The 24,914-nt window shown below is 69.7% G+C and carries 21 protein-coding genes, 1 tRNA gene and 1 riboswitch; of the genes, 6 read left to right on the top strand and 16 right to left on the bottom strand.

Translation table 11 applies throughout. From position 1 onward, the window contains the following. Positions 1 to 247 precede the first annotated feature (247 nt). Positions 248 to 607, top strand: coding sequence for an MscL family protein (locus EVU97_RS10650; protein WP_047312278.1), 360 nt, complete (start codon positions 248 to 250; stop codon positions 605 to 607). 130 nt (positions 608 to 737) lie between these two features. Here the strand turns inward: EVU97_RS10650 and EVU97_RS10645 are convergent, their stop codons facing one another. The 11 genes from EVU97_RS10645 to EVU97_RS10595 all read right to left on the bottom strand — a co-directional run bounded on the left by EVU97_RS10645 (position 738) and on the right by EVU97_RS10595 (position 16,074). After that, entirely contained in the window at positions 738 to 926 is a 189-nt protein-coding gene (locus tag EVU97_RS10645) for a hypothetical protein (protein ID WP_118914367.1), read from the bottom strand. A gap of 122 nt (positions 927 to 1,048) precedes the next feature. Further along, positions 1,049 to 4,975 (bottom strand): AAA domain-containing protein, encoded by a 3,927-nt coding sequence (locus EVU97_RS10640; protein WP_129665680.1) that lies wholly within the window; start codon positions 4,973 to 4,975, stop codon positions 1,049 to 1,051. A 62-nt stretch (positions 4,976 to 5,037) separates the two neighbouring features. Beyond that, a complete protein-coding gene (locus tag EVU97_RS10635) occupies positions 5,038 to 6,069 on the bottom strand; it encodes a glycosyltransferase family 4 protein (RefSeq protein ID WP_165357941.1) in 1,032 nt (343 codons plus the stop codon). Next, positions 6,066 to 6,845, bottom strand: coding sequence for a polysaccharide deacetylase family protein (locus EVU97_RS10630; protein ID WP_129665677.1), 780 nt, complete (start codon positions 6,843 to 6,845; stop codon positions 6,066 to 6,068). Before EVU97_RS10630 ends, EVU97_RS10635 begins: the two co-directional genes overlap by 4 nt. Continuing rightward, on the bottom strand, positions 6,842 to 7,474 hold the full coding sequence (locus EVU97_RS10625; protein ID WP_129665675.1) for a hypothetical protein: 633 nt from the start codon (positions 7,472 to 7,474) through the stop codon (positions 6,842 to 6,844). The genes EVU97_RS10630 and EVU97_RS10625 overlap by 4 nt, the downstream gene beginning before the upstream one ends. Continuing rightward, complete coding sequence (locus EVU97_RS10620; RefSeq protein WP_129665673.1) at positions 7,471 to 8,736, bottom strand: O-antigen ligase; 1,266 nt, start codon at positions 8,734 to 8,736, stop codon at positions 7,471 to 7,473. Before EVU97_RS10620 ends, EVU97_RS10625 begins: the two co-directional genes overlap by 4 nt. Then, positions 8,733 to 10,178, bottom strand: a complete 1,446-nt coding sequence (locus EVU97_RS10615; protein WP_129665671.1) for an oligosaccharide flippase family protein — start codon at positions 10,176 to 10,178, stop codon at positions 8,733 to 8,735. The genes EVU97_RS10620 and EVU97_RS10615 overlap by 4 nt, the downstream gene beginning before the upstream one ends. After that, positions 10,175 to 12,301 carry a glycosyltransferase gene (locus EVU97_RS10610; protein ID WP_129665669.1) on the bottom strand — a complete coding sequence of 709 codons (2,127 nt, stop codon included), beginning with the start codon at positions 12,299 to 12,301 and terminating at the stop codon, positions 10,175 to 10,177. Before EVU97_RS10610 ends, EVU97_RS10615 begins: the two co-directional genes overlap by 4 nt. Then, positions 12,276 to 13,679 carry a sugar transferase gene (locus EVU97_RS10605; protein ID WP_165357940.1) on the bottom strand — a complete coding sequence of 468 codons (1,404 nt, stop codon included), beginning with the start codon at positions 13,677 to 13,679 and terminating at the stop codon, positions 12,276 to 12,278. The genes EVU97_RS10610 and EVU97_RS10605 overlap by 26 nt, the downstream gene beginning before the upstream one ends. Positions 13,680 to 13,927: 248 nt before the next feature. Then, on the bottom strand, positions 13,928 to 15,106 hold the full coding sequence (locus tag EVU97_RS10600) for a GNAT family N-acetyltransferase (RefSeq protein WP_129665665.1): 1,179 nt from the start codon (positions 15,104 to 15,106) through the stop codon (positions 13,928 to 13,930). Then, on the bottom strand, positions 15,103 to 16,074 hold the full coding sequence (locus tag EVU97_RS10595) for a hypothetical protein (protein WP_129665663.1): 972 nt from the start codon (positions 16,072 to 16,074) through the stop codon (positions 15,103 to 15,105). The genes EVU97_RS10600 and EVU97_RS10595 overlap by 4 nt, the downstream gene beginning before the upstream one ends. 503 nt (positions 16,075 to 16,577) lie before the next feature. Here EVU97_RS10595 and EVU97_RS10590 point away from each other — a divergent pair. Further along, the gene (locus EVU97_RS10590) at positions 16,578 to 17,213 is read left to right on the top strand and encodes a hypothetical protein (RefSeq protein WP_129665661.1); all 636 of its coding nucleotides are present in this window, start codon (positions 16,578 to 16,580) and stop codon (positions 17,211 to 17,213) included. Positions 17,214 to 17,228: 15 nt separating this feature from the next. On the opposite strand, the gene EVU97_RS10585 is transcribed toward EVU97_RS10590, so the two are convergent. Next, positions 17,229 to 17,864 (bottom strand): endonuclease, encoded by a 636-nt coding sequence (locus EVU97_RS10585; RefSeq protein ID WP_129665659.1) that lies wholly within the window; start codon positions 17,862 to 17,864, stop codon positions 17,229 to 17,231. Positions 17,865 to 17,966: 102 nt separating this feature from the next. On the opposite strand from EVU97_RS10585, the gene EVU97_RS10580 reads away from it, so the two are divergent. Continuing rightward, positions 17,967 to 18,533 carry a sugar O-acetyltransferase gene (locus EVU97_RS10580; RefSeq protein ID WP_129665657.1) on the top strand — a complete coding sequence of 189 codons (567 nt, stop codon included), beginning with the start codon at positions 17,967 to 17,969 and terminating at the stop codon, positions 18,531 to 18,533. 22 nt (positions 18,534 to 18,555) lie between these two features. Here the strand turns inward: EVU97_RS10580 and EVU97_RS10575 are convergent, their stop codons facing one another. Both EVU97_RS10575 and EVU97_RS10570 read right to left on the bottom strand, forming a co-directional pair. Further along, positions 18,556 to 19,533, bottom strand: a complete 978-nt coding sequence (locus EVU97_RS10575; RefSeq protein WP_129665655.1) for a zinc-binding dehydrogenase — start codon at positions 19,531 to 19,533, stop codon at positions 18,556 to 18,558. Positions 19,534 to 19,626: 93 nt separating this feature from the next. Continuing rightward, positions 19,627 to 19,699, bottom strand: a tRNA-Arg gene (locus tag EVU97_RS10570). 257 nt (positions 19,700 to 19,956) lie between these two features. Between EVU97_RS10570 and EVU97_RS10565 the strand changes: the two genes are divergently transcribed. Then, positions 19,957 to 20,466: an FBP domain-containing protein gene (locus EVU97_RS10565; protein WP_129665653.1), complete on the top strand. Its 510-nt coding sequence runs from the start codon at positions 19,957 to 19,959 to the stop codon at positions 20,464 to 20,466. 271 nt (positions 20,467 to 20,737) lie between these two features. Further along, positions 20,738 to 21,943, top strand: a complete 1,206-nt coding sequence (locus tag EVU97_RS10560) for an MFS transporter (RefSeq protein WP_129665651.1) — start codon at positions 20,738 to 20,740, stop codon at positions 21,941 to 21,943. Here the strand turns inward: EVU97_RS10560 and EVU97_RS10555 are convergent. Next, positions 21,927 to 22,502, bottom strand: a complete 576-nt coding sequence (locus tag EVU97_RS10555; RefSeq protein WP_129665649.1) for a hypothetical protein — start codon at positions 22,500 to 22,502, stop codon at positions 21,927 to 21,929. The genes EVU97_RS10560 and EVU97_RS10555 overlap by 17 nt on opposite strands. Before the next feature lie 309 nt (positions 22,503 to 22,811). On the opposite strand from EVU97_RS10555, the gene EVU97_RS10550 reads away from it, so the two are divergent. Then, on the top strand, positions 22,812 to 23,576 hold the full coding sequence (locus tag EVU97_RS10550; RefSeq protein ID WP_129665647.1) for a hypothetical protein: 765 nt from the start codon (positions 22,812 to 22,814) through the stop codon (positions 23,574 to 23,576). Positions 23,577 to 23,650: 74 nt separating this feature from the next. On the opposite strand, the gene EVU97_RS15235 is transcribed toward EVU97_RS10550, so the two are convergent. Continuing rightward, entirely contained in the window at positions 23,651 to 24,664 is a 1,014-nt protein-coding gene (locus EVU97_RS15235) for a C40 family peptidase (protein ID WP_129665645.1), read from the bottom strand. A gap of 3 nt (positions 24,665 to 24,667) precedes the next feature. Then, a riboswitch (cyclic di-AMP (ydaO/yuaA leader) is annotated at positions 24,668 to 24,839 on the bottom strand. Positions 24,840 to 24,914 lie beyond the last annotated feature (75 nt).

The following is a 24,914-nucleotide window of genomic DNA, read 5'->3' as shown; positions in this document are numbered from 1 at the left end:
TGTCGAATCGAGTCGATCGAGCACCTGTTCTCGTGGCCCTCACGCCGCCCGACGTGATGAAAATTGCGCGTCATACCAATGATGGACACTCGTCCTGGTCAGATCTGTTCGTCACGGTCAGTCCTTGACCCGCCCGGTTATCACGTATTCCGACACGCTGAGGGATTCCCGCGTTTCTTTGTGTCTCACCCGGATGGGTACGCTCACCTCGCACCTTTTCACTGGTACTGAGTAGTAAGGAGAAGCCATGAAGGGCTTCAAGGACTTCATCATGCGCGGCAACCTCATCGAGCTTGCCGTCGCGTTCATCATGGCGGGCGCCTTCGCAAAGGTCGTCGAGGCCTTCGTCAACGTCGTCATGAGCCTCATCGGCAAGCTCGGCGGCACGCCGGACTTCAACAACTGGAAGCCGGGCGACGTTCCGGTGGGCGCGTTCCTCACGGTTCTCGTCGCTTTCCTCATCCTCGCTTTCGTCGTGTACTTCTTCATGGTCAAGCCGTACGAGGCTGCCAAGGCCCGCTTCGAGAAGCCGGCCGACGTCGAGGACACGGAGATCTCCGTCCTCGCCGAGATCCGCGACGAGCTGCGCGCGCAGCGTCGCGTCTGAACTTCACGCTCATCCCGAGGTCACTGACCCTCTGACGCGAAAGGGCGTCGACACCATCACGGTGTCGACGCCCTTTCTCGTGACCGCGCGTTCGGATCGTTTCGCGACTCGTTCGCGACGCCCGGGCCACTCAGTCCCAGTGCGGTGGACGCTGCTCGAGGAACCACCGATCCCGCTCGTTCAGGCGCGGCTTCTCGGCTGCCCCCTTCGCCTCGGATTCGTCCGTGCTCACGGGCGAAGGCGGCGTCTGGGTCTCGGGTTCCCGGCGAGCGAGCCACTCGGCCCAATCCGCCTCCGGCGTGGCGGAGGCGGCGGGCATGACCGATCCGGTCTGGGCAGCCGTGGCGCGACGAGGACCGCGACGCGGTGGCCGCCCACTCCCCTGCCGCTCGCCTCCCGCAGCCTTCGGGCGGTCAGCGCCGTCGGGCCCTGACACGTCGGTCACTGCGGCACGCTTTCACCTGCGACGTCGACCTGCGCCGCGAGACGGTGAACCAACTCGACGATGCGGGCGGTGTCGCGCGCCGGGTCACGGAAGAGGTCGACGGTCCACACCCTGTCGTGCGCCCAGCCGAGACGCTGCAGCGCGTCGGGACGGAGCCGGTCGCGTTCGCGCACGCTGTTCATCGCCGCGTAGTGCTCGCCGTCGCTCTCGACGGCGAGCAGCATCTGCCCCGGCTCGCGCGGATGCTCGATCGCGAGGTCGACGCGCATGCGCGAATGGCCGTAGCCGGTGTGCACCGTGAGCCCCTCGGCGCGAAGGCGCCGCGCCAAGTCCTCGACGACGAACGGCACGGGCACGATCTCCGCGTCGGCCCCGACCCGGCGCAACGCGACGGATCCGGACGTTGCAGCACGGCGACGCTTGCCGCCGACCACGGTGACCCCGTCGACGTCCTCGGCACGAGGTTCGAGGCGTTCGTCGCACTCGGCGACGTAGAGCAGGAAATCGCGGAGCAGCGTCGCCCCGCGCGAGCGCAGAGTCGTGGGTTCCAGGTCCTCGCCGGCGAACGTGCTCACGACATCCATGCGGCGACGGGCGCGCGAGATGGCCACGTTGAGGCGTCGTTCGCCACCCACGTGGTTGAGCGCCCCGAAGCGGCGCACGAGGCTGCCACTCGTCGGGGCAATACCCAGGGTGAGGACCACCGCGTCGCGCTCGTCACCCTGGACGCGTTCGAGGTTCTTGACGAAGAACGGCTCGTCGACGTGCGCCTCGAGGTAGGCCGCGAGCGCCTCGTCGGTGCGGGCTGCCGCCGCCACGGCGCGCTCGACGCGGCGTGCGTGCGTGAGACCGAGCGCGATGACGCCGAGGCTTTCCTCGGGCCGCTGACGGGCGTGCTGTGAGACGAGATCGACGACGGCCGCGACCTCCGGTGCGTTCTCGTCGACCGAGGCTGCCTGAGCTGCGGCGACCGGGAGGTCGTCGGAGGCCACGGCGTGCGCGCCGACGACGTGCAAGCGTAGGACGTTCTCGGTACGTGCCCGCGGGAACGTCACGAGTTCACCGTCGTAGACCGCGTCGTTGGAGAACGCGATGAGGCGCTCGTCGAGCGAGCGGTAGTGCCAACGCAGGTGGCGCACCGGCAGGAGTGCGGAGAGCACGTCGAGCACAGACTCCCCCGTGTGTGCCGTGTCCTCACCCGCGGCCGTGCGCTGGAAGAAGCTCGTCGGCGCAAGCTGCTGGGTGTCTCCGGCGACGACGACCTGTGCACCACGGCTGATGGCGGAGATCGCCTCGGCCGGCGGGATCTGGCTCGCCTCGTCGAAGATGACGACGTCGAACCACTGCCCCGGCGGGAGAGTCTGCGCAACGACGAGGGGGCTCATGGCCCAGCAGGGAGCGAGCGCCGTCATGAGGTCGGGGGCGCCGGCGAACGCGTGGCGCAGCGCGTCGGCGCTGCCTGCGTGATGACCGAAGACGAGGGCCGATTCCATCGCCTCGACCTGCTCGGGGAAGTGTTCCGCGACGGCGTCGATGCGTCGGTAGGCGCGGGCGCGCACACGCTCGGGGGCTGCGGCAAGGTGCTGGCGATCGGCGTCGGCGAACTTCACCGCAGACGCACGCAGTTCGTTGCCGCGGTGCTGCTCGTAGGCCGGATCGTGACGGCGCACACGACCGAGAACGCTCGTCCACCACACGAACTCCCACTCGGGGCCGACCGCGTCAGGGCCGAGACCGCGAGCGGCGAAGTCGTCGATGACGGCGCCGAGACCCTGGGCGCGCAGGCGCTCGAGATCGCCTCCGACGGTCGGCACGATCTCGAGTCGATCGACATTGGCGGCAAGATCGGCAACTCGCTCCGCGAGCTCGTCGAAGTGTGTGGTGAGCAGTTCGGTGGCGCCCGCCGTGCCCTCGAGCCGCACACCGAGCCAGTCGAGCTCCTCAGTGAGGCGGGCGTGGGCGCTGCGGGCCTCCTCCGTACCGATGGGAACGTTGGGGCGCCCGGCACCGCCGAGTTCCTTCCAGCGGGTCTGCTGCACACACGCCCGCTCAAGCGCGGCGTGCAGATCGGCCGGGGGCCGTCCCGGCCGCAGCGTGGCACGGGCCTGCTTGAGTACACGGCGTCGTTCGAGGACGCCGGGAGCCTCGCCCGTTTCCTTGCGCTGGGCGCGGGTGGCGCTCGCCGTGACGGCGATGTCGAGCGGAACACCGAAGATTTCGGGGGTGAAGACGTCGAGCGTCTTGTTCACCTGTTCCATGAGATCCAGGACCTCGGCCGCACGCGTGGCCGATTCCGGCAGCGGGAGGCCCGCCTTCGTGAAGAGTTCGTCGAGTTGGGATCGGTGAGCGGCGAGATCGCCGTCGTTCCCGTTCTCGCCGGCGAGGCGGGTGACGAGTGCCTTCGCGCGCTCCATGTGGTCACGCCCGCGCACGCGCGAGCCGAACCAGGGGTCGGGCTGCCCGTCGTCACGCCAGGCGTTGCGGCGCGCGAGGTCGCTCAGCAGGCGGCCCACCTCGTCACGGCCCTGTTCGTCGAGGCGCCGCAACGGCTCGCCCTCGAGGCGCACGCGCGAACGCGGCGCCACCGGCAGGGCGTTGAGTTCGGCGATGCGATCCTGCGCGTCGTTGGCGCTGACGCCGAACGGGTCACGCACGCGGTGCAGCGCGCGCACGTGCTCGAGCAGGGTGAAGCGGTGCTCCTCGAGCGTCTCGATGACGGCCTCGTCAGGAGCGTCCTGGCCCGGGCCGGTGTCGTGACTCGAACGAAGGGCATCACCGACGTGCGGTGCCCCCGAGGCAGGCGCTGTGACGAGGCGGCGCGCGAGAGCGTCGACGAGGTCGGCTGCGGTGCCGGAGCCCGCATGGGCGTCGAGCATGAGGTCACGCAGCCCGAGACCCTCGAGCCGGCCGATGACCGCGTCGATCGCGGCGCGCTTCTCCGCAACGAAGAGAGCGCTGCGGCCGTGTGCGGTGAGCGTGGCGACGAGGTTGGCGATCGTCTGGCTCTTGCCCGTACCGGGCGGGCCCATGAGCACGAGGTGCTGGCCGCCCATGACGGCGTCGATCGCCGCCTGCTGCTGCGCGTCGGCATCGAGGACGAGGAACTCCTCGCGCGGGTCGGCGTCGAGGCCGGGTTCGGGCATCTGCGCGCCGACGTCGAACGTGGCCTGCTCGTCACCCGCCATGGCAGCGATGACGGGGTGTTGGTGCAACCACGCCGACTGGTCGGAGACGTCGCGGACCATAGAGAGCTTGGCGTAGCTGAACGTCGAGACGACGAGACGTTCGTCGACACGGAAGCCGGGGATGCTCGCGCCGGCCCGGCGCATCATGTCGTAGGTCGGAGCAGGGTCGAAGCCGTGGGGGCCGGACGCGAGCGACGTCAGGTAGTCCTGGTCGATGTTGATGCCGCGCGAGGCGAAATAGGTCGACAGCGCCGAGTTGAGTTCGACGGTGCGCGACACCTCGAGCACGAGGTCGTCACCGTCGCGACCACCGAAGTGGATGTCGCACTGGCGCAGGAGGATCGGGGCGGCGGGGACGGCGTCACCGCTGAGCTGCCAGGTCGCACGCCCGAGGGCGAGGAAGCAACTGATGATGCCCCGCTCCTCGAGCAGCTCACGCGAGAGATCGCGCACGGCGATGGCCCGCTCGTACGCGGCACGGTAGGCGCTGGGTTCGCGCACGATCTCGGACAAGAGCACGTTGCGGCCGGAGAGCAACTTCGCGACGCCGGCCGGGTGCGCCGTCGTGAGGTCGAGCTCGACCGTGTCGTCGGTGCGCTGCCACAGAAGCGAGTTGCGTCCGCCGAGGTCGACGAGGTGACGCTGCCAAAGGGCGGCAGCGTCACGCACGGCCTGGGCGCGCTCGGTGTCGAGCACGCTCGCGTGGGCCTCGGGAGCGCTGCGGTCGTCGTTCGTCACCCCGGAAGGCTATCGAGACGAAGGGGCTGTTTCGCCTCGCCTCGCCGTGACGGGGTGCGACTTCACCCGTAGAGCTGGGCCAGGGCCGCCTGTTGGGCGTCCGGCGACATGGTGGTCAGCAGCTGTGCTCCCGCACGACGGTTGGCCTCCCGCTGTTCACGCGAGGTGAGCAGGGCCAGGGCACGACCGGCGGCTGCCGTCGGTGAGTCGACGGCCCACAGCGGTGTTCCCTCGAACGCGGGGATGTCACGCACGAGCGTCGGCGTACCGAGCGCGAGCGCGTCGAGAACGCTGAGCGGGAACCCCTCGTACCGCGCCGTGTGGAGATAGACGCCCGCCGCACCCACCAAGCGCCGCACCTCGTCGGCGTCGACCCAACCGGTCACCGTCACGTCGGCGGCCATGAGGCGCTCGGTCAAGCCCTTGTCGTCGTCGCTGCCGAGCCACACCGCCCGCACGTCCGGACGCTCTCGACGCACGAGCTCGACGGCGGCGACGAACCACTCCGGATCCTTCTGCCGGCTGACCCGGCCACTCATGACAATCGTCGGATGGGCCATCTCGCCACCGCCCCGCGGGGCCTCCGAGCTCTCCGGTGATTCTTCACGAACCGGCAGCGTCGGCACGTTCGGCACGACGACGACCTGCGCCCTCGGCGTCAGCCGTCGGGCGAGCCGTGCCTCCTGCGGTGAGAGAACGACGACGGCATCGCTCCTCAGCCCCAGCAGGCTCTCGGCGGCTGCCACAGCGAAACGCGCCGGCCGTGACGCACTCGTGTCGGAGAGCTTGTACCCGTGCGGCTGGTAGACGACGCGGGCAGACAACGGCAGCGCCCGCGCGTAGACGCCGGCCCAACTCGAATGTGCGTGAACAACATCGGCACCGAGCGCGCCGGCAACCTCACGCACCGCCCGAATGCGCGCCGAGGTTCCGTCCGGCAGCTCGCGGCAGGAGGCGAACGTGGACTCGCCCGGCTCGTCGAGGCCGGTGTACAGCAGGTGGTGTTCGTGCTCCGGCGCGAGTTGCGCGATCGTGCGGATGGCGCGCGAAACTCCGGTGCTGAAGCATTCGGTGACGTGAAGGATCCGGGTCACGGCTGCCTCGGGGCGTAGCCGACGACGTGGTGCGTCGCTCGTCGCACCACGGGAACGCGCCCCAGCGAACGACGGACGAACGGGTACAGCCGCCGCAGCTTGAGGTCGAAGGTGAACGGGGTGTCGGTGGCGTTGATGTCGACCCGTGGCAGGGCGAAACGTCCGTATCCCTCGTAGGTCGCGAAGGCGCACTCGAAGCCGGCTTCGCGCACAGCAGCTCGCGCCGCCGCGTCGTGATCGCCGTAGGGGTAGGCGAACGTGCGCGGGGTGTGGCCGAACAGCGCCTCCATCTCCTCACGCGCGACGCTCGTCGCAGCACGGAGCCGCTCGGCGCTCATCCCCCGCATGGACGCGTGCAGGTCGCTGTGGCAACCGATCTCGATCCCGTACTCGCGCAGTGCTTGCACGCCGTCGCGATCGAGGCGGGCCGAGGCGGCCGGTTCACTGCGGTCGGGCTGCGCGCCGAGCAACCCGGGTGAGACGTAACAGATGGCCGGGACACGCGCGGCGGCAAGCAACGGCGCCGCCTCGTCGAGCACGGAGGCGTAGCCGTCGTCGAAGGTGACGAGGCAGCTGTTCGAGGGCACGCTGCGCTCACCGGCCAGCGCGGCGAGGTACTGCGCCTCGGTCAGCGGACGGAACCCGTGACGCTCGGTGAGGCGTGCGATCTGGTGGGAGATCGCTTCCTTCGTCACGAAGATGTTCGCAGGATCCAGCGAGCGCGGCACCTGGGCCACGCCGTGGTACATGAGCACGAGCGGCGTGGGGCCCGTCATGGCCGCCCCCTCGCTGCACCGGCGAGCGCGGCCGCTGCAAGGACGGCCGCCTCCCCCGCCCCGGCCACGAGCAGGCGGTTCGGCTTCTTCTCGGCATAGGTCGGATCAGCCCGTTCGAGGACCACCGCGCGCGCCGTGCCGTCACGTCCGATGCGCTTGACGGCGTCATCGGCGAGCGCGTTGGCCAGAGCCGAGGACTCACGCGCGCTCACGCCCTGCGCGACGATGCGGATCGTCGTCGAGTCGGGGTCGAGGTTGGCCGTGGCCTTCGCGTCACGCGACACGGGGATGGAGCGACCGATGCTCTCGACGTGTCCGGGCGCACCGCTCGCCACCGCTTCTTGCTGGGCCACCTGCTTGAGGCTGTCGGCGCTGGCCGCGATGTCGGCCTGGTTCCCGCCCTCGGATGCGGCGCGCAGCCCGACGACGGATGTCGCGTCGTAGCGACCCGGTAGGAGCAGCGCCGTCAGAGCGACGACCAGAGTGCCGAGGACGACGATGGCGAGCGGCAGGCGCCACCGTCCGATGCCCGTGCGGGACGCGCCATCAGTGTCCGTGGAGGTCGGTGACGAACCTGAGCCGCGGGTTTCCGCAGCGGGCAGGTCCGTCGGGTCGCGATGGTCGGTCATGGGTTTCCTTTCGTCGAGGAACGGCGCGAGCGCGTCACGCCGACCGGGAGAAGCCCGACAAGAAGCCAGGTGGTGGCGGTGAGTGCCGGTGCGCGCCAAGGGAAGTCGATGACGCCGTGCACGAAGGCGCCGGCGAGCGCGGCTGCGGCGGCCACCTCGACCACCGGCGCACCACGCGCGTTCATGCGCGCGAGTACGCGCACGCCGACGACGAGCAGCACGCTGAGGGTCGCGAGTGCGAGAAGTCCGCCTTCGGCCAGCGCAGTGAGCACGATGCTGTGCGCGTGCAGCGGCGCGACGTTCGTCATGCCGAAGGTTGCGTCGCCGGCGGTTTCCGGTAGGCCACCGACGCCGACCCCGGTGAACGGACGACCGTCGACGAGCTCGCCGGCATACGCCCAGATCGCCGGGCGCTCGTCCGACGCACTGCGCGTCGGCGAGGTGAGGGAGTCGAACCGCGCGCTGACGGCGCTGACGAACGATCCCCCCGCTGCGGCTGCGAGCGCCCCCACGAGGACGAGCGCGAGCCCGAACGTCAGGAGTCCGCGGCGGGCGGCGGGACGCACGAGCGCCACCAGGGTGAGCGTGACGAGCGTTCCGATCCAAGCACCGCGCGAGAGGCTGAAGACGAGTGCCGCGACGACGCCGGCGAGGCCGACGACGCTCGTGACTCGCCACGTCCGGGCACGAATGCGGCCGTCACGCGGGGCCCAGGCGGCGAACGTCGTGAGGAGGACGAACGGCAAGGCCATCTGCATGAGCGAACCGAGTTCGTTGGGCTGCGCGAGCGGCCCCTGGAGGCGGCCGTTGATGACGCCGCCGCCCTCGTGGCTCGAGAGCGCGCCGAGATCTGCGAGCGACCCGAATGCCACGACGGCGGCGGACGCGCTCACAGCGACGAGCATCCAGGCCCGGCGACGCGCGTCGAGTTGGGCGACACCGAGCGCGCAGATCCACCCCATCCAGCTCATGGCCACAAGACGCCAGGACCACGGCAGGTCGGGGGCGAACGGCAGCGTGAGCGTTTGGCCGATCGGCACGAGTGCGCACGCGCGCAGGGTCATGGGCATGTGCACGTGACGCTCGAAGAGCACCACGACTCCGGCGAAAACGCAGACGAGAGCCATGAGGGGCGCCACGGCCCGCTCCGACCAGGGTGCGACGGCGAGGGTCGTCGCGACGGCCGCGGCAAGCAGGCTGCGCAGGCGGGTTGCGGTGCGGTGTTCGCGTGCCTCGCGCCGGGTTCGTAGCTGGGCGCTCATGCCGGCCTCGCGAGAGAGCGGAGGAAACCGAGCGTGGGGCGATCCCACACCGACGTCAGGACGCCCCACACGAGGACGTAGACGCCCACGCCGAACGCCATCGCGACGAGCGGCGCCATGGGGACGAGCATGACCGCGGCCGCCACGAACGCGGCGAGCGCGACGACTGCGAGGGGCCGACTCGCGCTACGCACCGGCATGACACGGCGCAGCGCCGTCACCGTCACGCCTGCCTGGACGACGTAGGACAGGCTCGTCGTCACGGCGGCGGCCACGGCGCCGAACGCGGGAATGAGCGCGAGGTTGAGCCCGACGTTGGTCGCGAGGGCTGCGGTGCTGGCCCACAGCACAGCGGGATCGGGACGCAGGGCGAGTAGCGCGGTGGCACCGACCTGTGCCAGTCCGAATGCGAGGGGCGCGAGGCACAGACCCCACAGCACGTGGGCCGAGGCGAACTCGGCGCCGAACAGCAGGTGCATGAGGTCTTCGCCGCGCACCACGAGGAGCGCGGTGTAAGGCACGTAGACCGCTGCGACCAGCACGATGCAGGCGCGCACGATGCCCGCGCGCGACGCAATCGGGGCCGAGGTGTCGGCGAGGCTCGGCTGCACGACGCGGCACAGCGACCAGCTGACGAAGAGCACTGTCTCGAGCAGCCGGTAGGCCGCAGTGTAGTGGCCGACGGCGACCTCACCGGCCAGGACGGCCAGCAACACGACGTCGAGGCGGAAGAGCGTCATGGAGACGAGGTCATTGATCCCGGTGACCCGCACGGCGCGGAGGAAGTCGCCGAGGTGGTGACGCGTGACGAGAGCCGCCCGCGGCCGGACGTCGGCCACGACACGGCTCACCCCCGCCATGACGACGAGACTCCCGAGGGACGCGGCGCAGTAGGCCCACGCGACCGCGACCACCCCGTGTCCCTCGGCCAGGACCCAGGCGACGAGGCCCAGCGCCAGCAGCCGTTGCACGACAAGCACCGCGGCGGGCACGACCTGGACGGCACGCACGTTCGCAGCCGTACGGAAGGCCTCGACGAGCGTGTCGCTACATCCCGCGACCACAAGCACGGCGATGACCTCGCGGGAGGCGGCCGGTTCGTCGAGCGTCATGAGGACGATCGCAGACACGGTGACGACGGTGATCGCGAGCGCCATCCGCAGTGTCAGCAGGGCCGACAGGCGGGCGTCGAGCGACTCCGGTTCCGCGCCGACGAGTTGCACGAGGCGCTGGTCGAAGCCGAGCGTCACGACCGACGCGAGCAACAGTCCGAGGCCCAGGCCGAGGCTGAAGAGGCCGAAGTCGGCCGCGCCCAGCTGCCGGGCCATCAGCCCGAGCATGCCGAGGGTGCCGAGCTTGCCGACGACTTCGCCGACGCTCAGGGTGAGCGCTCCGACGGTGAGGCGCCGCGCCGAGCTGCGCGTCGCGGGTGCACGATTCACGAGTGAGCGCCCCGCTTTGCCTGGCGCGTCATGCCTTCGAGTGCTCCGGCCACCTTCGCGACATCGCGAGCCGCGGTCGCGAAGGGCACGAGCGCTGCGGCGCGAACGCCGCGCGGACGCCGCAGCGCGCGCCGCACCGGCACGCCGAGATAGCCCACCGCACCGACGGCGAGTGCCGTTCGGGCAAGGGGCCCTCTGGTCACGAGAACGGCGCCACCCCCGTAGGCGAGCAGACGCAGGCCGTCACGCACGACGAGCCGGGTGTTGCCCGAGTCGGCCGAGCCCTGCCCGTACCGGTAGTACATGCGCAGGGTGGAGCGCACGCTCGGTCGTTGCTCCCATTCGACGGCGGCATCGGCGACGAGCAGCGCCGGGTGGCGGGCCGCGATCCGCATGCCGAACGTGACGTCCTCACCCGTCGGGAGGTTCTCGGGGAAACCGCCGACCTCGGCCCAGGCGGCTCGCCTGAAGGCGACGGAACGCCCCGTGGGCATCTCGGGGCGGAACGCGCGGCCGAACGCTCGCGCGTAGAGGCGCTGACCGGCGCTCGGGTGGTGCAGTTCAGCGACGTCCGGGTAGCCGCAGGCGGCGAACGCGTCATCGACGGCATTCCTCGCCGTCGCGGTGTAGACACCCGTGAAGAGGTGCGCCTCAGGGTGCTCACTCGCTGCGCTGCGGAAGGCCTCGAGCCACGTCGGCGCCGGTGTGCACCCTACATCGGTACACGCGATGAGCTCGTGGGCGGCGGCGGCGATCCCGGCATTCCTGCCCTCGGAGATTCCGGCGCCCTCGGCCCGCAACACGTGTACCCGTGAATCACGGCGGCCGGCCGCCTGCGCCACCTCGAACGTGCCGTCGCGTGAGCCGCCGTCCACGACGACGAGTTCGTCGTCAGGACCGAGCAGCGGCACCACGTCGTCGAGGAGGCGCGCGAGAGCCTCGGCCTCGTCGAGCACCGTCGTGACGACCGACATCGGCTCGGCGCCTCGCACGCCCGCCCCCGGTCGGCGGGCGGTCCCCGCGAGGAGGCGGGTGAAGCGGTCGGCGGCTTCGTCGGGTTCGAGAACGGTGGTCGCGAGCACACCGGGGCCTGCGGCGAGCAGTTCACGGCGGCGCTCGGGTCGCACGCAGTCACGCAGGGCGGCAACGACGGCGTCGACGTCCTCGGAGCCGACGAGAATGCCTGCAGCGCCGAGCTGTTCGGCGACAGGTGACGCCGCCACGACCGGCACTCCCGCGCGCACCGCCTCGTACGCCGTCAACCCGAACGCCTCGCGGCTGAGGTGGGCTCCCGCGTCGGTGCGCGTGAGCATCAGCGCAGCATCGAAGGCACCGAGGAGGGACCAGGCGTCGTCACGGGCAGGGTGAAGCACGAACCGTTCCCCCACGCCGAGTTGTTCCGCGAGTGCGGTGAGTCGCTCGGCCTCCTGCGGGTAGGCGTGATCGACGACGCCGAAGACGTGAAGCTTCCACGTCGGCAGGCACGCGAGGGCACGGATGGCGACATCGACCCCCTTGTAGGGCGCGAGTCGCGTGGCCATGACGGCACGCCTGATGCCGCTGGAGCCCTCGTCGAACCCGAGGGTCCGCCGCGCGGCCGCCCGCGTCAGTGGCGCACCGGGAAGCGGCCCCTGGATGGCAACCGCACGGGTGTCACCTGCGAGCCGGGCCCCCTCGGAGCCCAGCAGCCGAGCGTCCGCCAGCGTGTTCACGATGCGCGAGAGGCGCGGGAAACTGTCGTCGTGGCGCACCCAGGCGACGCGCGCTCCGGCGCCGGCGGCCGCGGTCAGGGTGAGCAGCGCGGCCTTCACGCCGTGCGCGACGACGACGTCGGGACGGGAGGTGCGCAGGTATTCACGCAGGTCGACGACGCTCGCCGCAGCACCGCGGAAGCGGCGCCCCGAGCGAAGGTCGAGCGTGCGCGCCGACCGTTCCTGCCAGCGGCGCAGGGCGTCGCTGCCATGCGGTGCGAGAACCGTGACATCCGCCGTCGCCTCTTCCCGGACGAGCCGCTCCTGCCACACCTCGGCGCCGCCGCGGGTGCGCGTCGGCAACACGATGCCGACCCGCAGGGGGCGTGGGAAACGCGCGTCGTCGTCAACTGCCGTGGCGTCCGAAAACACTGCCCACCGTCCTCACGATGATCTTGAGGTCCTGCCACATCGACCAGTTGTCGATGTAGAGGTTGTCGAAGTGCGCCCGCTCGGCGATGTCGGTGTCGCCGCGCAGGCCCTGCACCGCCGCGTAGCCGGTGAGCCCGGCCGGCGCGCGGTGCCTGTCCTCGTAGTCGGGGTAGATCTGCGAGTAGCGCTCCACGAAGTAGGGGCGCTCGGGACGCGGGCCGACGAAGCTCATGTCGCCGCGCAGAATGTTGAACAGTTGCGGCAGTTCGTCGAGCGACGTGGCGCGGATGAAACGGCCGACGGCACCGATGCGTTGATCGCCTGCGATGCTCCAGCGGGTCTGCGAGTCCCCCTCGCGCGCCGGGTGCATGGACCGGAACTTGAGCATGGTGAACGTTGCTCCGCCCTTGCCGATGCGCTCCTGGCGGAAGATGACTCCGCGTCCGAGCTCGATACGCACCGCGAGCGCCACGGCCAGCAGTACCGGCGAGAGAAGAACGAGCGCGACGAGCGCCAGAACGATGTCGAGAACCCGCTTGCTGACGACGTCCACCCACCGCATCTGGGCCGGGGCGACAGGGATGATCGGGATACCGCGGATGTGGTCGGCCCACGGCCCGCCCCAGCGACGCATGCTGTACCCGTTCGGCACGGTGTACACCTCGACGTCGGGCGGCGCATCGCGGCGCAGCAGGTGTGCGAGCTGCCACTCCTGCAGTTCGGGAAAGGCGCAGACGACGATGTTGACGCCGAACGTCTCGACGACCTCGCCGAAGTCGGCGTAGTCGCCGATGACGGGAGCGGTGATCGTCTGCTCGACGAGCGCACCGCCGTCCGGCTCGGCGCCGAGGAATCCCACGAGCGCCGCGCCTTGACCGCTTGTGGTGATGCGGCGGGCCAACTCGCGGGCTCCGGCGCCCGTACCGACGATGAGGACCCGGGTGCCGCCACGTTGGGCGTGACGGGGCGCGCGGCGGCGACGTAGGCGGTACACGAGCGTGCGTCCGGCGATGACGACCGTCACGGTCAGCACGAGCCCCGCGAACAACTCGCCGCACGTCGGGGCGTCGTCGACGAGAAGCGCGAAGGCACCGAGGCCGAAACCGACGAGGATTCCGAGCACGAGATACGGCAGTTCGTCGAGCACCGATTGACTGAATCGGCGTCGGTACAACCCGGCCCAGCGGTAGGTGGTGACCATCCCGAATGCGAGACCCAGTACGGCCAACGGGTTGACCGGGGTCGCGAACCCCATGCCTGCGGGGACGGCGAGGTCGATGGCCAGCAATCCACTGACGTCCCGGGCCCGGCGCGTGCGCGCCCGGCGGTCACGGGCCGCACGGGCGTCCTCGGCTGCAGCGCCGGCGCCGCGCGACATCGAGGGTCGACGCCTCGGTTCGACGCGGTCGTGTCGGCCTGCGGCACGACGCGCGGCCCGCCGCGACGCAGGTGGGCGACCGGCCGAAAGCGCACTCCGCCCGTGGCACGCCCGTCGCGAGGCGCACTCCTCCGCGGCCGCGACGGAGTCGCACACGTGGGCGACGCACCGTGTGGTCGTCTCCTCGGGTGCTCGGGTGGACATGCTTTCCTGCTTTCCTACGGCGCTTCGGCCGGTCGTCCTCGGGGTCAGGGATGCGTGAAGGGGTGAGCGCGCCAGCGGCGCACGACCCCCGCGACAAGCGGTGATCGATCACGCACTGATCGGGCGCACGCTCGAAGACGTGCGTCGGCGACGTGCCGGCCGCGGTCCGCGTACTCAAGGGCAGGGTTCGACCACGCACGCACGCACAGGCGTTCCTCCACCTCGTTGCGCAGGCCGCGCTTGAAGTCGTTGATGCCACGTCCGAAGTCGACGACCCGGACGGCGTCGTCGACGTACCACGTGGCGAGCATGTGGCCGAAGAGCACGAGCCCCGGTGAGCGGCGCTCATGGCCCGGTCGCATCCTGCTGTCGACGAGGATGCGCTTGCCGTCGTCACACCCGACGACGACATAGGTGACGAGCGTGCCGTCGAGAGTGAGGAGCCACACCTCGGCATTGCCCTCGGCGGCAAGATCGAGAACGCGCTGCACGTGACGCTGCCCTGCCGCATCGGCGAACGCGTCGCGCCGGGCGAGCTGACGCTCGCGAGCTGCGCGCACCTCGAGCGTCCTGGGCAGAGCTGCGCGGATCTCGCCGGCGTTCCGCAACCGGTGTACCCGCCAGGCAGAGCCGGACTCATCGAGCCTCCGGCATGCGGTGCGGTGCTTGGCACGGGTTTTCTTCGACGCCCACCGGCCGGGCCGACGCTCGTCGGGCCAGCGGAGCAGTGGGATCGGGTCACCGGCCTGCGCCCGCAGCCGCGGTAGGCATCGCACGAGGTAGGCGAGGGTCGGATCGTTCGGCGAGACCTGGTCGAGGTGCAGGCGCCACACGCGGTGCCGGCGCACGAAGGTGGCGACACCGAGTGCCAGCGTGGCAGCGACCTCGGGCTCCACGAGGTGGAAACTCTGACGGTCGAGCTTTCCCTCACCCGCCAGGCGGATGTCGACCGGTCGCCACGGGCTGGCTGGTCGGCGCTCGAGGAGCGCAAAACCGAGTGGCCGGGTGAACGATTCTTCCCCTTGGCGACCGACGACGATGACCACGAGGTCCGCGTGCCGAGCACGCGCCTGCTTCGCGAGTTCGTCGATCGGCAGGTGGGTGACGGGAGCTTCGCTCCTGAGAACGGCGTCGACGTCGTCGCTCAGGGATGTGTAACCGAGTTCGTCATGGTCGAGACGGTGGGCCGTGTAATGGCCTCGGACGGCGAGAAGTGTGCTCATGCGAGGCTCTTCACCCCGCCTTCCGCCTCAGGATCGACGACGAAGGAGACGGCACGCTCGTTGCGAGCCCGCTGCTTGGGTGCCACCTTCGCGAGGGCGGAGCCGGCCACGAGAGTCACCGGATCCAGCCACTTGCCGGGGGGCGGGGTGAGCCCGAAGGTTCGCCGAAGGTGGAAGTCGGCCCGTTGGCGACGCTCGGTGCGCGTGGAGGCAGTGGTCCGGTGCTCGACGGAGAGCGAGACACTCGGCTCGCCGGGCGCGTTCACGACACGGTGCGGGCTGTTCTGCGGCCACCACGCAACCTCGCCCGGCTGCAGGTCGATCACCTCGGCGGACGCATCCCACGCAGGGTCGTACGGCAGTTGCTCGTCCGCATACCCGGCCGCGATTGAATCCAGTTGGCGCACAGAAACATACGGCTCGCGACAGGGATAGACGAATACCTTTTTTTCACCGCGGATATGCCACAGAGCGTTCGGCTGGTTGTCGGCGTGATAGAAAACCTGCGCGGACGGAGAAGACACGAGGAGGGTCGCCTTGAGCGTGCTCCAGGCGTCACCGACAGTGGACGAAACTTCTCCGTAGAGTTCGTCGACAATTGCTCCGAGCTCTGGCACATGATGGCCCGCCCCGACGATATTCAGCCAGAGGCGACCTTGGTCGACTATGTCGAGCAGTTGGAGACCCGTGAGATCTGCCACGTCACCACGACGCCACGTCGCGCCGTCACAGGGGTCGTCACCCATGGTGTAGGCATGGACCGCTGAACGCGGCATCGCATCGATGATGCGGGCGATACCCTTTCGTGCGAAGAGGTCGAGGCCGTCGAGGTCATGGCGGGCAACGTGGGTGCGCTCCCCCCAGGCACGTGCCTCGCCCTCGCCCCAGTTGATCAGTGAAGGTGCCATCGTCGGCCCACCCTTTCGGCAAGGATCATGTCTGTCTCGCTCCACGCGATTCGTCAGCACGAGGTGAAATCCAAGGCACCCGAGAAACCGGACGACCGTCCAATACTCTGCGGCGACAAATGGGGCAGACATTTACGCCCTTGCCCAGATATGTGGAGCTTTTTGACCATAGGAGCCGCCTTTTCCAGTATTTAAATCAAATCCGTAAACAACCACTGCCTAGCCTGCCTGGCGGTGTTTCCGCATGAAGGGGTGGAAGGAGGGGGGACATTGTGGCGCCCAGCCATGGAGAAACCGCAACTCCGTTCTCGACTACGTTGCGATCGGCCATTTCGGCCCGACGAATCACGCTCTCGGCCTTGTCACATCAGTTGAGCGCCAACGGCACTCCTGTCAGTGTGTCGGCGCTCAGCCATTGGTCTTCGGGCAGGCGACAGCCTGAGCAGGCCAGAAGTATCGAGGCCCTCACGGTTCTCGAAGACCTGCTGGGCCTGGGGTCGGGTGAGCTCACCGATCTCGTTGGGCCCCCGCGCCCGCGTGGGCGCAATCCCCGGGTGGTTCCGGTGTCGCAGGCAATGCCGGAGACCGGCCTCGTGGCCAAGGCCTTGGGCGAGCTGGGGTTCATGCAGCACGACGAACTGCCGTACGAGCAGACGGTCCACGAAAAGCTCTTCGTCGACGCCGTCGGCGTGGAGCGGACGCTTGAGTTTCGTCACATCGTGCGCGCTCTCTCCCCCGGCCCGATCCGACTGCCGTCGATCCATGTCGTCGACGAAGTTGACCCGGCCGCGTTCTCGACGTCGATCGAGGATCACTTCGAGGCGGTCGCGGGGTGCAAACTCGGACGGACGGTGCTGTGGCCGGAGCACGGGCTCATGGGCGCAGAACTGATCTTGGCCGAGGACGCACGTCGGGGTGACATCGCCGTCGTCGATCACCGCATCCAGTTGCCCCCGAGCGCGCTACGCGCGGTCGAGGCCACCTACAGCGTCCCGCGGCGTACGCGCGAGGTGCTCATCCAGGTTGAGTTCGCAGGCGAGCTGCCCGCCACTGCCGAGGAGTACGTCGACCTCGGCGAGGGCGAGATCGGCTATCGCCTCGACGTCCGCCCGAACCGACTGCTCCAACTCATGGTGCAGGACGTCGGGCCGGGCCTCGTCGGCATCCGCTGGACCTGGCCCGACGACGGCGTCAGCTGACGCCGTCCACCCGTCTTACGAGCGCTCGAGGATGCTCGGCTTGCGGGCGACGCGGACGAGCGCTGCAGCGAGATGGGCTGCGCGGCCGCTCGGGCAGAGCGCGAAGAGTTCGTCCGGCGTCGTCGGGAGGCCTGCAGCCTTCGCTCCGCGCACGACCAGTTTGTCCGCGTACGGCGCGACGCTCGGCCACACATCCTGAACTTCGCGAAGGAAGATGTCCGCTCCCGTGGGACCGATGCCGTCGAACGTCTGAAGGAGCTCTGCGATGCCTGCGGCGTCACCGTCCGCCTCGTCGCGCAACTCGCGTAGGTCTCCGTTCCACCGTTCGTCGAGCAGGACGACGTTGGCCTCGAGTCGTGTCGCCGTCGACTCGTCGTAACGGCGGTACCCGCCACGTCCGAGGGCGTTGACGCGCTGCTGCCAGGTACTCCTGCGCAGATTCGCGGGCGTGCGCCATTCGGCCTTCCACAGTTCGCGCGCGGTGGCCACGGCGATGTCGGAGCTGATCCGGGTCGAGAGCAGTTGGGCGAGAACGAGGAGCTGCCACAGACATGCCGGTTCGTCACGCAGTGTGATGTCGGCGTCGGCCGCGAAGGTCGTGCCGTGCGCCTCGAGGAGCTTCCGTATCGTCCCCTGCTGTGTAGAGCTCATAGCTCGACGTTATGCCCCTTCCCGGTGCGCGCAGCCGCCGGGCGACCCCTGCGCATGGACAGGGGCAACGTGCGATCGATGAGGCGCCCTAGCCTGGACGCCATGACGGAATCGACGAAGACCATGCGCGAGCGGATGCTCGCCGGCGAGCTGTACATCGCGGACGATCCGGTGCTCGGCGAGGAGTCGGCGCGCGCCCAGTCGCTGGCACACCGCTACAACACGATGGACCCGACGGACGCTGCCGGGCGCCGCGCCGTCATGGAGGAACTGCTCGGCGCGTTCGGCGAAGATTCCGAAGTGCGCCCGCCGTTCCATTGCGACTACGGCTACAACACGACGATCGGGGCGCGCACGTTCGCGAACTGGAACCTCACATCGCTCGACGTCGCCCGCGTCACGATCGCTGACGACGTGCAGATCGGCCCGAACGTCCAGTTGCTCACGGCGACGCATCCGCTCGACCCCGATCAGCGGCGTGACAAGTGGGAGGCCGCCGAGCCGATCACGCTGGAGAACAACGTGTGGCTCGGCGGCGGGGTCGTCGTCTGCCCGGGCGTGACGATCGGTGAGAACACCGTCGTCGGTGCGGGGGCTGTCGTGACGAAGGACCTGCCCGCGAACGTCGTCGCCGTCGGTTCGCCGGCACGCGTCATCAAGGAACTCTGAGCCGCTTCCCCTGACCGCCGCGTCAGTCGTCCTCGGCCACTCGCACGACGATCTTGCCGCGCACGTCGCCGCCGAGCAGCGTCTCGAAGCCGTCGCGGATGTTCTCGAGCGAGACGGTGGAGTCGATGAGCGGGCGGACGCCGGTGTTCTCCATGACCCGCACGAGCTGCTGGAGTTCGGTGAGCGTGCACATCGTGGAGCCGAGCACGCGCTTCTGCTGGTAGAAGATGCGGCCGAGATCGGCCGAGGGGTTCATGCCGGTGGTGGCGCCGCACGTGACGATGGCGCCGCCGGGTCGCAGTGACTTGACGGAGTGCGACCAGGTGGCTTCGCCGACGTTGTCGATGACGTAGTCGACCTGCTCGGGCAGGCGCGCGCCGTCGGCGATGCCGCGAGCGCCCCAGCTCTCGGCGAGGGCGAGTTTCTCGTCGGTGCGCGAGGTGGCGTACACGGTGGCGCCCATGGCGACGGCGAGTTTGATGGCGGCCGAGTTCACTCCCCCGGCGGAGCCCTGCACGAGCACGCTGTCGCCGGCGCGCAGCCTCGCCTGGGTGGCAAGCATCCGGTAGGCGGTGCCCCACGCGACGGGCAGGCAGGCGGCGTCCTCGAAGGAGATGCCGTCGGGCAGGGGGACGAGGTTTCGGGCGGGCACCGCGACGTACTCCGCGAAGGTGCCCTCGTACTGTTCGGAGAGCAGGGAGCGCTTGGGGTCGAGGGTCTCGTCGCCGCGTCCGCGGTCGAGGTCGCCGATGATCCCGTGGACGACGACGCGGTTGCCGTCCTCGTCGTAGCCCGCGGCGTCACAACCGAGGATGCGCGGCAGCAGCTCAGGCGGGTGGCCGACGCCGCGCAGGGTCCACACGTCGTGCATGTTGATGGAGCTCGTGACGACCTTGACGAGCGACCATCCCTGCGGGACGTCGGGCTTGGGCTTCTCACGCACTTCGAGGCCCGCGAGCGGGTCGTCGGCGTTCTGGGACACGGCAACAGCAGCGATCATGCCTTCGATCCTGGCATCACCAACGCCCGACGTGGGCCGAACCGGATGTCGAGGTTGGCCGGCCCCACACATTCTTGCCCGAGGGCCGATCGGTGCTCCCGGCAGGATTCGAACCTGCGACACCCGCTTTAGGAGAGCGGTGCTCTATCCCCTGAGCTACGGGAGCGTCGTCCTCGCATCGCGTCGACCAGGCGGTGACGCACTCGCGTGAACGTCGCGGCGCGCTCCGCCCGAGGGGTTGCACGCGCAGCGGTCAGCCTAACTGTTGTCGGGCGGGCTGCTGTAGTCGCGGGGCGCCGCGCCTGCGCGGCGCCCCCTTGTGCGGCCACTGACCCGTCACGTTCTGGCCCGAGCGGGCGCGACTGCTGCTCCCCGACTGAATTCGTTTGCGGCCCGCAGAAGCGCTCCGAGAGGATGGCACCCATGCGAGCCGTCACCGAAGCAGAGATCCGTGCGTCCTTCGTCAACGCCTCCAAGGGCGAGGCGAAGCGCGCCAACCTGCCCGACCTCGACGGCATCGAGTGGGAGGGTCGCGACTACTTCGGCTGGATCGACCCCAAGCGCGAGCAGCAGTCGTACGCCACCTTCGTCGTCGAGACCGAGGACGGCGACGCAGTGCGCACCCTCCTCCTGCGCCGCGCCACCCCACCCAAGGAGCGCCGCAAGCTGCTGTGCTCCTGGTGTCAGGACATCACCGCCACCGACAACGTCACCCTCTACGTCGCGCCGCGCGCCGGAGCGAGCGGCCGCGTCGGCAACACCGTCGGCACGTCCATCTGCACCGACTTCTCCTGCTCGAGGAACGCCCGACGCGTCCCCAACGCCATGGAGGTTCAGGACGAAGCCGAACGCGTGGCCTGGCAAGAACTGCGCGTCGCCCAACTGCGCGAGCGCTCCCGGCACTTTCTCGACCTCGTCAGCGAGACGGCGTAGTCGTCCGGTTCACCGGGTCGAGCAGGCTCGCGGTCACCCGGCACTCAGCGCGTCGTCACGCCGCCTTCGCACCTGAACCGGGCCCCGTCAGAACACAACGGGGCGCCGCGTCAGTTCGGCACCACACACGCCCGACCGCGCGAGGCCTGTACCCCTCACGACACCCCGTCCACGATGACGTCGCTCACTCCCCGAAACGCACCGCACCCCCGCGCCAAGCCGCGTGATTTCATGGGTACCTGCCAGTAGCCGAGCATCTGGAGGAAGCCCCATGACGAAGCCGTGGACCCGCCCCGCCCACGCCATGCTCGCCGTGGCCTGGGGTGGCAACGAGTTCACTCCCCTGCTCGTCATGTACAAGTCGCAGCACCACCTGCCGGCGGTCACCGTCGACATCCTGCTCTTCGCCTACGTGCTCGGCATCATCCCGTCGCTGCTCATCGGCGGCCCGCTCTCCGACCGGTACGGGCGAGCCAAGCTCCTCGCTCCGGCCCCCTGGATCGCGATGGCCGGCAGTGCCACCCTCGCGCTCGCGCACGGCCAGGTCGCGGCGCTTTTCGCCGGACGCGTCCTGTCCGGCATCGCGCTCGGCCTCGTCATGGCCGTCGGCACGTCCTGGGTCAAGGAACTCTCCTCCCGCCCCCACGACGACGTACCCGACGGCACCGGCGCCAAGCGCGCCGCCATGTCGCTCACCGCCGGATTCGGCATCGGTGCGGGCGTCGCCGGCTGCCTCGCTCAGTGGGCGCCCTACCCCGACGAACTCGCGTACGTCGTCAACATCCTCGTCACGCTGAGCGCAGCAATCCGCCTGCGCGGCACCCCGGAAACCATCGACCTGACGAACCGCAACACCGGGCGCCTGCGCGACGACCTGCGCATCCCCGCGCTCGGCCACCGACGCTTCCTCACCGTCGTCCTGCCGGTCGCGCCCTGGGTCTTCGGCGCGGCCGCCTGCGCCTACGCCGTCCTGCCCGCCCTCATGAGCTCCCGCGTGACGAACGCACCCATCGCCTTCTCCGCGCTCCTGTGCGTCGTCGGCCTCACCTGCGGCTTCTTCGTGCAATCCCTCGGGCGCAAGATCGACCGCCCCGGCTCCGCACGGGCCGTGACGGCGGCGCTCGTCGTTCTCGTCGCCGGAATGCTGCTCGGCGCGCTCGCCGCGTCAGAGCTGGCCATCGCCACCGCGATTCTCGGTAGCTTCGTCCTCGGCGCCGGCTACGGCCTCGCCATGGTGAGCGGCCTGCTCGAGGTGCAGCGCATCGCCGGCCCGCGCGACCTCGCCGGCCTCACCGCCGTCTTCTACTCCGTCACCTACCTCGGCTTCGCGGTGCCGGCCATCATGGCGTGGGTCGCGGAACAGGCGGGCATCCACTACTCCGTGATGTTCCTCTTCGGCGCCGCGATGGCCGCCGCGTGCCTCGCCGTCGTCGTCCTCTCCGACCGACGCGAACAGCGCCTCAGCGCACGAAGCTGAACAGCGCCACCGCCACGAGCGCGGCGAGTACCATGCCGCCGATCGACGACGCGAGGAACCGCTCCGACGTGCGCTCCGGCACGAGATCGGGCCGACGGTGTCCGCCCGCTCGACCCGTGAGCGCCGACAGAACAACAGGCTCACGCACCTCGACGCGCTGCCCGGCGTAGGCCTTCACCCGCCGCAGGTCCGCATCACCGAACATCGCGACACCAGCCACGAGAAGCGGCTTGTCCGCGTGATCGAGGACGACGAGAGCATCCTCGGCGGGCCATCCGCGGAACCGACGCGGCACGATCGCTCCGATCTCGCTCCAGGCGATGAACGAGCGATCCCGCCCACCCGCGAGGTACTGCACACCGTCGTCGTCCACGCGCAGACGAACCGCGCGCTCACTCTGGTACGAGAAACCGAAGTACATGAAGAAAAAGAGGACGACGACGACAACGTTGCCGAGGAACGGACGCATGACGAGCACCGGCGTGGCCAGTACGACGAAGAGGAGAAATTCGCACAGGTGGTGGCGCAGGTAGGCCACAGCAGCTGCGTTGATCGTCACGGCGTCAAGTCAATCAGACCTAACGCCCGCTCGCCGGTGCGGGGGCGATCGAGCCCCCAAGACCCCACCGACCCCGCTACCGCCAGCCTTCTGCCCCATGTGCGCTGCGGCGCAAATGTGACGGACCGCTCTGTTTTCGAGCGTTCACGAGGAAAGACGCACGAGGGGAGCATTTGGTTGCACTCGAGTTTGATCTGATTCGTCGACCCCAGCCGGGCAATCGAAGACCGATCGTCCTGCTGTTCGGCTCGGTTCGTGGAAGAATCGACGGGCACCACGCCGCTCGACGTCTTCCGAAGGTCGCTCCCGATGCTTGCACGCCCCTTCTCCTCCGCCCGCGCTCTCGCCGGCGCCGCCGGTCTCGGCGTCATCGCTGTCACCGGCGCGTCCGCCGCGTCCGCGCTCCCCATGGCGCCGGGAGGCAGCAGCGCCATCTTCCAGTCGCCGACCTGCGGCGCGAACGGAACGCTCGTCACGGTCACGTTGACCAACGGCAGCGAACTCGTCCAGACGTTCACCGCCTCAGCGGGAGGCTCCCCCGTCTCCCCGGCGGCCACCACCGTGGCTCCGTACGCGTCGACGACGGTGACGTTGTCCATCCCGTCGGGCGCCGGCGCCGTCTACATCAATGCCGGCGGAGTCGGCGTCGGCTCGCTCCCGCTCGGCCAGTGCGCTCCGGCGCCGGAGCCGTCGACGTCCACCCCGACCTACACGCCGACGCGAACGCACAGTGCTCCCGCACCGACCACGGACAACGTGCCCGCAACCGGCCTGCCGAGCGCGACGAGCGACGTTCCGGCACCGACGGAGCCGTCCACCACCCGCTCCAACGAGATGAGCCCGACGGCCACCTCCACGCCGAGCAGCAGCGCGTCCTCCTCGTCGTCGTCCTCCACGTCCTCCTCGAGCTCGAAGACGTCGTCACGGACGCCGAGCAGCAGCGCGTCGAGCCTCGCCGCGCCCGCGTTCGACGACTCCGACGGCCCGAGCAACCTCACGCTCGCCATCGGACTCGGCGTCTTCCTCCTCGGCGTCGGTGGCGCAGCGGCCATGTTCTTCCGAGAGTTCAAGTAAGCCCGGGTCCACCAACGCGCGAAGGCGCCGCAAGCCCGAGGGCTTGCGGCGCCTTTGTCGTGCGACCGGTTCGGTCAGAGGCGGCCGTAGGAGGATCCGCGAACCACCGGGTAGAGACCCGACGGCATGCCCGCCTGGCGGGCTTCGTACGACATGCCGTTACCGGCGTAGATGCCGATGTGGCCCGGCGAGTAGACGAGGTCACCCGGACGCGGGTTCGAGACCGGCGTCGTCATGGCCCGGATGGCACCGGACTGGTGCGGAAGGTTGACGCCGATCTGCTTGAACACGTAGGCGACGAAACCGGAGCAGTCGAGACCCGTGGCCGGCGTGCTGCCGCCCCACGTGTAACGGATGCCCGTGTAGCGCGACGCGATGGCGACGACACCGGAGCGCGACGGCGTGGCAGCCGAGGCCTTCTGGTTCGTCATGCGCGTCGCGGCCGTGTTGACCGTGTACTGACGCGTGCGCTGCGTGGTCGCCGTAGCGGCCGGACGCGTGCGCTGCGTGGTCGCCGTAGCGGCCGGACGCGTGCGCTGCGTGGTCGCCGTAGCGGCCGGACGCGTGCGCTGCGTGGTCGCCGTAGCGGCCGGACGCTGACGCTGCTGGCCGTAGGCGTTCTGCTGGTTCGGCGTGCGGTGCTGCGTGACGGTGCGGCGCACCTGCGTGCGGCTGAGCTGCTGACGCTCCTCGCGCTCCTTCGCGGCGGCGCGAGCCTCACGACGCTCCTGCGCAGCCTTGCGCTGAGCGGCGAGGGCCTGCGTGGCGCGCTCGTTGCGCTGCGTCAGGGCCTGACGGACCTGCGTGCGCGAGGCCTTCTTGACAGTGGACTTCTTGGTAGCCGCAGCCTTCTTGGCCTGCTTCACGACGAGCGACTTGGCGGGGGTGACCGTCTTGAGCTCGAGCGGCGTCGTGGCGGCCCGCACGGCCTCCTGACGCGGCGTCGTCGGAGCAGCGCCTGCGGACGAGCCCGTCGCGGCGAGGCCTGCGACGAGACCACCGGTGACAGTGACGGCCGCGGAGACGCGGGTCAGGCTACGGGGGTTCTTCGACTGGGCGTGACGACCGATGGTCTTCTGGGTGGACAATGTGCAACCTCTCGAGCGCCTACGAGGTGAGCTGTCGGGTTCGGGCCAGTTGCTCAGCCCGGTCACGCCGACCTGTGCGGTCTCGTGCGTGACTTCACCCCAAGTCCGTGGCTCATGGCCTCGGACGAAAAGTGGGTCCCCCGCCCCTGTCACTGCGATCTCGCGGATAAGACTCGTACGCCCCGACAGGGCTGGGCGCGAAGGGCGAACGAGTGTTCTCGAACCGAACCGCAACCGACCGTAACGGAAA

This window comes from Dermacoccus sp. 147Ba (genome assembly GCF_004151355.1).
GTDB classification, from domain to species: Bacteria; Actinomycetota; Actinomycetes; order Actinomycetales; family Dermatophilaceae; genus Dermacoccus; species Dermacoccus abyssi.
The sequence above is the reverse complement of the archived record's forward strand: the minus strand, read 5'-3'. Positions and strand labels throughout refer to the sequence as shown.